Consider the following 5,441-nt stretch of genomic DNA (forward strand, 5'->3'; position numbering starts at 1 on the left):
GGTTGTGACGCGGTGTTGGCGGTTTTGGGTGCGGGTGCGGCGGCGTTTGGGCATCATGGCGGTGCGGTGGGTGCTGGGGTCTGGTGGGGGTTCGGTGTCGGGGGCGGGTAGGGCGCCGGCTGCCTGGCACAGGCTGGGGAATAGCAGGGCGCTGGCGGGGGTGGTGACGTAGGTTTGTCCGCCCGGGCTGGTCAGGATGACGGTGCCGTCGGCGAGTTGTTGGTCGGTCCAGCCCCAGAATGTTTTCACCAGGTGGTGAGTGCGAGTCGCGAAAGGACATTTCTGTTTCGCGGGCACGGCGGACACGCCGAGCCGGGGCTGCGCCGAATCTCAGCCTTGCCGTCCTAGATTCGAACCGGAGAGGGCGTCCGCACTGGCGGTAGGTGCGAGATGGTAGAGCCACCCACGGGTGGCTCGCAGTTCCCAAGCCTGTGAGGCCGCGATAACGCGGTACCCGAACTGGACTCGTTCCCAAGGCAACAACGAGACAACCCGAGAGGGCTGTTTCGCATGCCGCCACCATCAAAGCAAGTCCGCAAGCTGCGTTCGGTTGTTGCTACTACCGCGAGGCTCCGACCCGGTAGCCCGGAGCTGGATGCTGCTCGGCGCGATCTCCGCGCCGAGAATCTGCGCGAGCACATCGTGGAAGCCGTTAACAGCTGGCCGCCGCTGAGCGACGCACAGCGGGTTCGGCTGGCCGAGCTGCTGATCCCAGCCCGCTCAGCCATACGCGCGCAGCGACTCACCGAACTCCAAGCGATCCCCGAAGCCCAGGCCCAGGAATGACAAGCGCCGCCAGGGCGGGCGGCGCTGTCGGTGATGCTTCGGAGTGCCTTCACCGTAGCGCGGTCCACCGACAAACGTCGCCGTCACAGCCGCGGTGGCCGCTGTGACTGACGCGAGACTCCCTGAGCGTTGGTTGAGCGATCGCCGGATCCAGCGTTCGGATGCCCATTTCCGTTCGTTCGTCAATGCTTTGGTGTGGTCGGTGGCCAACCGGACGGATGGCGTTATCGAACGTGCAGACCTGCCGCTCATCTATGGGTTCACCCCAGGCATGGAGACGGAATTCGCTAGCAGCGGCGTGTGGTTGGCGACCGGTGGCGGCTGGCTTATCGCCGAGTTCGATGCAACCCAAACCAGCCGCGACGAACTGGAGGCGTTGGAGCAGATACGCGCCAGCGGCCGGAAGCGTAAAGCGCGGGAGCGCGCCGCGAAAGCCGCTGAACAAGATGGCGTCACGGGACAGTCCCGTGATTTGTCACGGGACACGGGGCGTGACAAATCGGCGATGTCACGTGACCCACACAGGCAGGCAGGCAGGCAGGCAGGCAGGCCTTACGTAAGTGGTTCCCCACGTAAGGAAAAGAACAAAAGCCAGCCAGGAGAAGGAAGCCCTCGCGAAACCTTTGGCGAGTACCGCGGGCGTGCTCACGAGCAGGTCGACGCCGCCGCTTGGGAGCCTGCGATCCGCCGCAACACAGACCGGATGTGGGACTCGTGATGATGACGAACGCGGAGTATTGGGCTCGCTGCGTGGAGAAGGGTTGCCGGTGCCGTCCGGCTTGCATGCCGTGCCGCTGGTGCTCGCAGTGGTTGGCCCCAACCACGCCGAGACGCGCGGGGAGGGTCGCAGCATGAGCGGGTGCACCTGAGACGGTGGCCCGCTGTGCCCTAGTTGCTGGACCAAGCGGCGCGCGGCGGTGCTGGCCAGGCTGGACCTCCTGCGCCGCGCCGGGGCGCTGGACGACGACGCCGACGGCGATCTGGGCGACGATGGACGCCGCGACGGATGACGGCGGCCGCCAAGCGTCGTTTGCGGCGTCGTCGCCGAGCCGCACGGCGGCAGGCCCGGGGCGCCCCGGTGGTCGCCGTCCCCGACGCCCGCCAGGGTGCCGTCGGCACGCTCACCGCCAAGGCCGACGTGCAACGACGTCGACGGCCGGCGCTTCCATCCCGCCCGCGCCCGCGCCGGCGAGCGGCCATGGGCGCTCGTTGTGTGGGGCGTGCAAGCTGCCCGCGACACATCCCCGATCACCAACTGGTCCAGATTCGCAGCCCTGGCCGTCGTCGAGCCCACAAACTTTACGTACGTCGGCACCCGCAGCGCCGCCAAGGCTGCCGAGGCCGAGTACCGGGAGCGCGGGCTGCCAACCGTGATCGTCAACATCACGACGACGACGACAGCCGCACACCCCGACTTACGGACCATCCGGCCGTCTGCGTGGCCAACAGGGCGCAAGCCCGACACCACCGGCGAGGAAGCCGCCGACCAACGTAGGGGCGTGGTGGCGGGCGGCAAGGCGGCCATGCGAGCCCACGTCGGGCAACTGGTGCGCCGATGTTCGGTAACGGACTGCAGCCGCCCCGTCGCGGCGTGCGGCTTGTGCGGCACCCATTTCCGGCGCGCGTTTCGGGAAGCCGAGCGACAAGCAGCGAACGAGGGAGACACCGATGACCGACCCTGATCAACCCGAGGACTTTCTGGCGTGTGGCCGCTGAGCCCTTCCCGGCGCCCGGCGCGGATAAGCCAGTCCGCTGGCACACCAACACTTTTCGACGCCAAGACACGCCGCGCCGCGGTCCTTTCTTGCACCGGAAAATGTGTGCCAGATTCGGCATTGGTAGGTGCGGCGACAAGCGCACGACCAGGGCGAAGCCCGGCGCCAGGGTGACAACGAAGTCAACCGACGATGCCGTATCAGCAGCCCCAGTTAGCACCGCCAGAACGGCATAGGGCTCTCTGAGCCACGCACCGCCCACCGGGTGAAACGACCGGCAACCCAATTCCTCTGTTGCCGAAGGTCTTTCAAAATGCCGAACATCGATCCCGCCGACGAACTCCGGGCACTCATTCAACGTCGCGACGAAGTCGCGCGGATGCTGGGCAAGCGGATCGAGCGTGCCCGCAGTGAAGGCCTCGCGGACACGAATCCCCGAGAGACCGCGATGGCTCAAGAGATTCTCCAACTCGACGAGTCCATCAAGGAGGTCCGGGCCGAAGCCGAACGTGTCCGCGCCTCCGAGGCCAGCGTTGCTGCCCTGTCCGGACGCCGCAACCGCCGCAGCAACTCAGTTCGGCGCGAGCAGCGTTCCGACCCCGGTCCGCCCCGCGGCGCCCGCCCGATCAACACCGCCGGCCGCCTAGCGCCCCTCGGGTTCGATGAACAGCAGTTGCTGCGCATGCGGCAAGCCGCGATGAACGGCGAGCAATGCCGGATCAGCGTGGAGCAACGCGACTTCTCCACCGCGGATCCGCTGCTGCCGTCGAGCTTGTTCCCGTACCCGATCGAAGCGGTTCACGAAAACCGTCTGCTGGACAAACTGCCAGGGTACGCGATCGAAACTCCCTCGATTACATTTATCCGCCATATTTCGACAACCGGTTCTCCGGCCGCTGTGGCCGAAGGCGCGCTCAAGCCGGAATTGGTTTTCGAGACCGACGCACTAACCGCTACCGCGGTCAAACTGGCCGCGCACAACGGTCTGAGCTGGGAAATCATTAACGATTTCGTATCCTTCCAGCAATATGCCGGGGCCGAGCTATACCGCCAAATCATCGACCTCGAAAACGAATTACTGATATCCGGAAATAGCGGAATCGCTGTCTATAGCGGCGCGTACGAGTACGAGTCCGCAACCGGCATGCAGGGCTTCCTCGACACCCCCGGCATCCTGCGGTATGACGCCAGCGTCGACACCGGCGGCTCCGGCGCAACGTCGCTGTCCGCGTTGGATGCGTTCGAAAAGGCCATCGCCAAGCTGCGCACCGGCCCGGCGCTGGCGACTCCGGATCTGATCGTGCTGCACCCGAACACGTGGAGCGCAATCCGCCGCATCAAGGATGGCTTCGGCCACTTCATGGTTCAGCCCGACCCCACCGACGGGCAGGCCAACCAGTTGTGGGGCGTTGACGTTCTTGCAACCACGCAAGCACCACCGGGCGAGGCCCTGCTGATCGACACCAGCAAATTCGGTTACGTTGCTGTGAGAGAGCCACTGTCCATGAGAATTGGCTATACCAGCGATGACTTTACACACAACGTAGTGCGTACAGTTGCCGAGGAAAGACTTGTGCTCTGCGTCACCCGGCCTCCGGCGGTCCTGCAGATCATCGGCTTGAGCACGCAGCCGTAGCCATGCCGACGTTCTGCGTAGTCGTGCGCGTCCTGCCAGCGGCGCTCAACGGGTCGCTGGCCTGGACGGTCCATCACAAGGGCCGGGTCTATCAGCCCGGCGAATTGGTCGAGTTGCCTATCGACGCCGCCAAGCAGTTCATCGCCTGGGGCAGCGTCCGGCCGTGCGGACCGGAGGAAACGGCCGAATACCACGCGGCGCACCCGTTGGAGGCGTCGTGATGAGGGTGGACCGGGCGTTCCACTGGTTGCGCGAGAACAGGATCCCGGGCACTGACTTCGATGACGACGTGTTCGACCCCGACGACGTCGTCGATCCCGAAGAGCTCGACAACGACGACGATTACCGGCCGGAGTGTGATCCCGACTCGGACCTGTTCGATCCGGACGCCGATTGCGGCGACGAGGACCGCGGCGACGAGGAGTGCTGCTGCTCGCCGAGGTCAGCGCATCCCTACGGCAGCGCGTCCGGCAAGTATTGCGACTGTGACGGCGACGATGATGAGCGCGGTCACCAGGCGCCGACGATGGAGTGCCGTCCCCTAAGCGGCGCGGGAGGTTGGGAGTACCGGTGATGTGTCCGGATTTGGTCGCTGAGGTCCGCGCCCTGCGGCTGCGCCTCGGGCTGGACGCGATGGCGTTGGCCAACACGTTGTGCTCGGTGCTGGACGCCCAGGCGGCGCCGGCCGCGGAATGGCAGGTGACGATGGCCGGTCGGCTTGCGGATCTGCTGGACCTCGCGGATCAACCCGCGTCGTGAGTCGTGGTCGCCGGATCGCGTGGTGCGCGCTGATCCCGTGACCGCCTGCGGGGCGCCGGGCACGCCCTCCCACCGTTGACCGGCGCCCCGCCCCACCCTGGAACCGCGGACCCGGAGCGGGTGGTGTTCCCAGATATCCCGCCATCGGCGCGGGTCCGCTTGAGCCGAGCGGGGCTCGACCCGCTGACAGCACAGAGCAAGGCCCGAGCCGGGATGCTCGGGCCTTGCTTGTCGTCGCCGGTGTGACCGGATCACGGCGGCGGGCACTGCGGGGTCCGCTCGTGGCAGATCCCGTAGCCAACGTCCTGGCAGGTACACAGGTGGCCAGCTTCGCGGATCTCGAATCCGTAGCAGGCGTGGCCCTGGTCGTCGACGAGGAATCCCGCGTCTGCGGAACGCCCGCCGCGGACGTTCAGCCCATCCCCGGCGGCAGCGGCATCGACCGCGAGGGTCGCTGCCAGCCGCGAGGGGTAGAGGCCCGACGTGGCGTCGGTCTCGTCGGCGGTGCTGATCACCAGTTCGTACAGCATGTCTGTCTCCAATCT

The 5,441-nt window shown here is 66.5% G+C and carries 8 protein-coding genes and 1 pseudogene; 7 read left to right on the plus strand and 2 right to left on the minus strand.

The genetic code is table 11. From position 1 onward, the window contains the following. Positions 1-264: pseudogene (locus AC5Y5V_RS31240) on the minus strand (hypothetical protein); the annotation flags it as partial. A 378-nt stretch (positions 265-642) separates the two neighbouring features. Here AC5Y5V_RS31240 and AC5Y5V_RS31245 point away from each other — a divergent pair. From AC5Y5V_RS31245 to AC5Y5V_RS31275, 7 genes are all read left to right on the plus strand, one after another. Beyond that, positions 643-786 carry a hypothetical protein gene (locus AC5Y5V_RS31245; protein WP_499942928.1) on the plus strand — a complete coding sequence of 48 codons (144 nt, stop codon included), beginning with the start codon at positions 643-645 and terminating at the stop codon, positions 784-786. 133 nt (positions 787-919) lie between these two features. After that, the gene (locus AC5Y5V_RS31250) at positions 920-1,504 is read left to right on the plus strand and encodes a hypothetical protein (RefSeq protein ID WP_499942930.1); all 585 of its coding nucleotides are present in this window, start codon (positions 920-922) and stop codon (positions 1,502-1,504) included. Between the two features lie 388 nt (positions 1,505-1,892). Next, entirely contained in the window at positions 1,893-2,468 is a 576-nt protein-coding gene (locus AC5Y5V_RS31255) for a hypothetical protein (protein WP_499942931.1), read from the plus strand. A gap of 346 nt (positions 2,469-2,814) precedes the next feature. Further along, positions 2,815-4,137, plus strand: a complete 1,323-nt coding sequence (locus tag AC5Y5V_RS31260; RefSeq protein ID WP_499942932.1) for a phage major capsid protein — start codon at positions 2,815-2,817, stop codon at positions 4,135-4,137. A 2-nt stretch (positions 4,138-4,139) separates the two neighbouring features. Then, the gene (locus AC5Y5V_RS31265) at positions 4,140-4,358 is read left to right on the plus strand and encodes a hypothetical protein (protein ID WP_499942934.1); all 219 of its coding nucleotides are present in this window, start codon (positions 4,140-4,142) and stop codon (positions 4,356-4,358) included. Beyond that, positions 4,358-4,711 (plus strand): hypothetical protein, encoded by a 354-nt coding sequence (locus AC5Y5V_RS31270; protein ID WP_499942936.1) that lies wholly within the window; start codon positions 4,358-4,360, stop codon positions 4,709-4,711. The genes AC5Y5V_RS31265 and AC5Y5V_RS31270 overlap by 1 nt, the downstream gene beginning before the upstream one ends. Continuing rightward, positions 4,708-4,896 carry a hypothetical protein gene (locus AC5Y5V_RS31275; protein WP_499942938.1) on the plus strand — a complete coding sequence of 63 codons (189 nt, stop codon included), beginning with the start codon at positions 4,708-4,710 and terminating at the stop codon, positions 4,894-4,896. The genes AC5Y5V_RS31270 and AC5Y5V_RS31275 overlap by 4 nt, the downstream gene beginning before the upstream one ends. 251 nt (positions 4,897-5,147) lie before the next feature. Here AC5Y5V_RS31275 and AC5Y5V_RS31280 read toward each other — a convergent pair. Beyond that, positions 5,148-5,441 (minus strand): hypothetical protein (locus AC5Y5V_RS31280; RefSeq protein ID WP_499942939.1); only part of this gene is annotated, 294 nt, incomplete at its 5' end.

The sequence above is a fragment of the Mycobacterium sp. NGS68 genome (assembly GCF_059812195.1).